The 4,146-nt window shown below is 67.8% G+C and carries 3 protein-coding genes and 1 pseudogene; 3 read left to right on the top strand and 1 reads right to left on the bottom strand.

Features of this window, described 5'->3' with window-relative positions; genetic code table 11:
• Positions 1-257: 257 nt before the first annotated feature.
• The 3 genes from ACIQ3B_RS18210 to ACIQ3B_RS18220 all read left to right on the top strand — a co-directional run bounded on the left by ACIQ3B_RS18210 (position 258) and on the right by ACIQ3B_RS18220 (position 4,007).
• Positions 258-2,912: a valine--tRNA ligase gene (locus ACIQ3B_RS18210; RefSeq protein WP_397405110.1), complete on the top strand. Its 2,655-nt coding sequence runs from the start codon at positions 258-260 to the stop codon at positions 2,910-2,912.
• A gap of 134 nt (positions 2,913-3,046) precedes the next feature.
• On the top strand, positions 3,047-3,622 hold the full coding sequence (locus tag ACIQ3B_RS18215; protein WP_397405112.1) for a hypothetical protein: 576 nt from the start codon (positions 3,047-3,049) through the stop codon (positions 3,620-3,622).
• A 70-nt stretch (positions 3,623-3,692) separates the two neighbouring features.
• Positions 3,693-4,007, top strand: a complete 315-nt coding sequence (locus tag ACIQ3B_RS18220) for a hypothetical protein (protein WP_397405114.1) — start codon at positions 3,693-3,695, stop codon at positions 4,005-4,007.
• 7 nt (positions 4,008-4,014) lie between these two features.
• Here the strand turns inward: ACIQ3B_RS18220 and ACIQ3B_RS18225 are convergent.
• A pseudogene (locus ACIQ3B_RS18225) lies at positions 4,015-4,146 on the bottom strand (IS481 family transposase); the annotation flags it as partial.

The following is a 4,146-nucleotide window of genomic DNA, read 5'->3' on the forward strand; positions in this document are numbered from 1 at the left end:
CGCCTTCGCGAAGGCGGGCAATCGTACATCTCTCTTCCAGATCGAGCTGCTGGTAGCGGCATCCCATGGCAACACTCCCTCGCCAGAGTGTTGCACTTCGTTTGAGAACTCAGGGGACCCAGATCGTAGGTCACCCTGTCTGTCGGACGGGTATTGAACCAATGAAGCGGTTTCATGAGCCTTTCCATCTGGGCGCCGGCCTTCGCTGGAAAGAGCGGGTGTTGACATGCGCCCTCTAACCGCCAAGACCCCCGACCATGCTCGACAAGAACTTCGACTCCAAAACCGCTGAGCCGCGCCTCTACGCCGCCTGGGAGGCCTCGGGCGGCTTTGCGCCCATCGACGATCCGGCCGCCGAGCCGTTCTCCATCGTGATACCGCCGCCCAACGTGACCGGCTCGCTGCACATCGGCCACGCGCTCAACAACACCCTCCAGGATGTGCTGATCCGCTTCGAGCGCATGCGCGGCAAGGCCGCGCTCTGGCTGCCCGGCACTGACCACGCAGGCATCGCCACCCAGATGGTGGTGGAGCGGCAACTGGCCGCCTCAGGCAACCGCAGCCGGCGCGACATGGGCCGCGACGAGTTCGTGGCCAAGGTCTGGGAATGGAAGGCGGAATCCGGCGGGACTATCGTCAACCAGCTGCGCCGGCTCGGCGCCTCCTGCGACTGGTCGCGCGAGCGGTTCACCCTGGACGAGGGCCTCTCGGCCGCCGTCCGCAAGGTGTTCGTCCAGCTCCACAAGGAAAAGCTCATCTACCGCGACAAGCGGCTGGTGAACTGGGATCCGCAGTTCCAGACCGCCATCTCGGACCTCGAGGTCGAGCAGCGTGAGGTCGACGGCCACTACTGGCACTTCGCCTATCCGCTTGAGGACGGCTCCGGTGAGATCGTCGTCGCCACCACGCGGCCTGAGACGATGCTGGGCGACACCGCCGTCGCCGTGAACGGCGCCGACGAGCGCTACCAGGCCCTTATCGGTCGCGCCGTGCGCCTGCCGATCGTGAACCGCCCCGTGCCCATCATTGCCGACGACTATGCCGACCCGGAAAAGGGCTCCGGCGCTGTGAAGATCACCCCGGCCCACGACTTCAACGATTTTCAGGTCGGCAAGCGCCACAACCTGCCGATGATCAACATTCTCGATGACTTCGGCCGTATCAACGACAATGCGCCGCCCGAGTATCGCGGCCTGGATCGCTTCGTCGCCCGCAAGAAGGTCGTCGAGGCGTTCGAGGCCCTTGGCCTGCTGCGCGAGATCGAGAAGACCCGCCACAGCGTGCCTCACGGCGACCGTTCCGGCGTGGTGGTCGAGCCCTATCTGACCGACCAGTGGTACGTGGCCGCCGACGTTCTGGCCAAACCCGCCATCGCCGCCATCGAGAACGGCGACACCGTCTTCGTGCCGAAGAATTGGGAAAAGACCTACTTCGAGTGGATGCGCAACATCGAGCCCTGGTGCATCAGCCGCCAGCTCTGGTGGGGCCACCGCATCCCGGCCTGGTACGGCCCCGACGGGCGCGCCTTCGTGGAGGAAACCGAGGCCGAGGCGCAACGCAAGGCCGACGAGCACTACGGTCGCCCGACCCCGCTGCGTCAGGACGAGGACGTCCTCGACACCTGGTTCTCCTCCGGGCTGTGGCCCTTCTCCACCATGGGCTGGCCGGAAAAGACGTCCGATCTGGCGCGGTTCTATCCCACCCACACGCTCATCACGGGCTTCGACATCATCTTCTTCTGGGTCGCCCGGATGATGATGCAGGGGATCCACTTCACCGGTGAGGTTCCCTTCAAGCGGATCTTCATCAACGCCCTGGTCCGCGACGCCACCGGCGCCAAGATGTCCAAGTCAAAGGGCAACGTCATGGACCCGCTGGAACTGGTCGACGACTACGGCGCCGACGCGCTCCGGTTCACGCTCACCGCCATGTCGGGGCAGGCGAGGGACATCAAGCTCAGCCGTCAACGCATAGAAGGTTATCGTAACTTCGGCACCAAGCTGTGGAATGCCACCCGCTTCACCCAGATGAACGGCTGCGCCCGCGCCGAGGGCTTCGATCCGGCCGCGGTCAAGGCTGCCCTCAACCGCTGGATCGTGGGCGAGACCACCCGCACCGCCCAGGCGGTCACGGCGTCCCTGGCCGACTGCGGCTTCGGTGAGGCGACCGAGACCCTCTATCGCTTCATCTGGAACCAGTACTGCGACTGGTACGTGGAGCTGGCCAAGCCGCTGCTCACCGGCGACGACGCGGCCGCCAAGGCCGAAATCCAGGCCACGGCCGCCTGGGTGCTGGATGTCATCCTGCAACTCCTCCACCCGGTGATGCCGTTCATCACCGAGGAGCTGTGGGTCCAGACTCAGGACCTCGGCTCCCCGCGCGCCCACTCGGGCTTTCTGATGACCGCCCGCTGGCCCGACCTTCCGTCCAGCCTGATCGACCCCGCCGCCGACGCCGAGATCGGCCTGGTGATCGAGGCGATCTCCGAGGGCCGCTCGGTCCGCTCGGGCCTGAACGTGCCGCTGTCCGCCAAGCCGCCGCTGCTGGTCATCGAGGCTACCGACGCCCAGCGCGCGACGCTTGCCGCCAACGCAGCCCAGATCGCCCAGATGCTGCGCGTCTCCGGCGTCGAATCCATCGCCGCCGCGCCGGAAGGCTCGATCCCGTTCGTCGTGGAGGGCGCCACCTTCGCCCTGCCGGTGGCCGAGTTCATCGACCTGGCCGTCGAACGCGCCCGCCTGACCAAGGAGGTCGGGGTCTTGGGGGCCGAGATCGCCAGGATCACCGGCAAACTGGGCAATGCCGACTTCGTCGCCCGCGCGCCCGAGGAAGTGGTCGAGGAAAACCGCGACCGCCTCGCCGAAGCCGAAGCCGCCAGGGCCAAGCTCGAGGCGGCGCTGGCCAGGCTCTGAATCCCCTCCCCACCGAGTGGCGGATCGGGAGTTGGGGGACCTGCAGTGAACCGCTGGGGTGCGGCAGGGAAGTTGAGGGACAAAAGCGGGTCGAACCTTGACGCCCACTCCTTCGTGTTCTAGTTTTGTTCCAAATGACCGGCGCCGCCCCGTCCAACACCGAAATGCTCGCCGGGCTCACCGAGTGCGCCTATCGGCTGGGCATGGCGTTCGGCGCCGAGGCCGAGCGGACGGGGGGACAGGCGCGGATCGACGCGTTCAATCTTTACGACCGCTGCTTCTTCTCGGTGCGCGTGGCCATCGGGCTGCAGCTTCGGCTGCGGCGCGAGGACCGGGCGTCAGGTCGCGAACACGCCGAGGCGACCGAACGCGAGGCCGACGATTCCCGCGAGCGGTCCGACTATCTCGCGCCAGAGCGCGACCGGGAGCGCGACCGCGAGACAGAACCCGCCAGCCTGCCGGTGCTGCTCAAGACCCTGAATTCGGTCGTCGTCGACGCCCAGGCCCTGCCGGGCCCGCCGCCCGCGGCGCTGCCCGCCCTGACCGAAATTCTGGTCGGGATCGGCGCAGCCCCGGGGCCTGCCGCCGCGAGACGCCCGAGAGGCGACCTTCGAACACGGCTCACCGCCTCGACCACGGCCCCGGCGCAGGCGCCCGGCCTGCGCGCGGCCCCGCAATCTCGCCAGGCCACCGGACCGCCGCGGCGCTGACCCCAGAGCCGGCTGTCACATCTCGCACGCCCGGCTAGGGTAAGACAGGTCGAGGGCTTCGGAGAGCCCCATGCGCGATCCCCTTATCATCGCCGGCGCTACCGGCTACGGCGTCTGGCCGGCCACCTCCCTGTGTGGGGCGGGCCCGCAGCGCCGCACCTTCGTCGAGATCAAGACCGATCCGGCCGACTACCGGGGATCCGCGGATCCCCGGGCGCCGCTGCTGGATGCGGGTGCCGGGCCCGCGCCATCCGGGCGCACGGCGGGCGGGAGTGATCGCCGCACATCCAGGAGGTCGCGCCGCATCGGGTCGCCGGGGCTCATGACCCGGGCCTGGAGGTCGGCGTCTGGAGCGTCGCAAGCGCCAGCGAGACAGCCGCAATGATCGCGCGCTAGTTGTGGAGCCTCAATAGGTTGTCCGCGTCGAGGCCGAGTCGGCTGATGGGTGTCTGGGACTTAATCCCGCCGTGTGGCCGATGCCAGTTGTAGCGGTGTAGCCAGACAGGCAGCTCGGCGGTTCGATG

The organism is Phenylobacterium sp. (assembly GCF_044358365.1).
Classification (GTDB): Bacteria; Pseudomonadota; Alphaproteobacteria; order Caulobacterales; family Caulobacteraceae; genus Phenylobacterium.

What these genes read in the sequence shown, in the direction of transcription:
- ACIQ3B_RS18210 (WP_397405110.1), top strand. Translation starts at nt 258, where the DNA reads ATGCTCGACAAGAACTTCGACTCCAAAACCGCTGAGCCGCGCCTCTAC.
- ACIQ3B_RS18215 (WP_397405112.1), top strand. Translation starts at nt 3,047, where the DNA reads ATGACCGGCGCCGCCCCGTCCAACACCGAAATGCTCGCCGGGCTCACC.
- ACIQ3B_RS18220 (WP_397405114.1), top strand. Translation starts at nt 3,693, where the DNA reads ATGCGCGATCCCCTTATCATCGCCGGCGCTACCGGCTACGGCGTCTGG.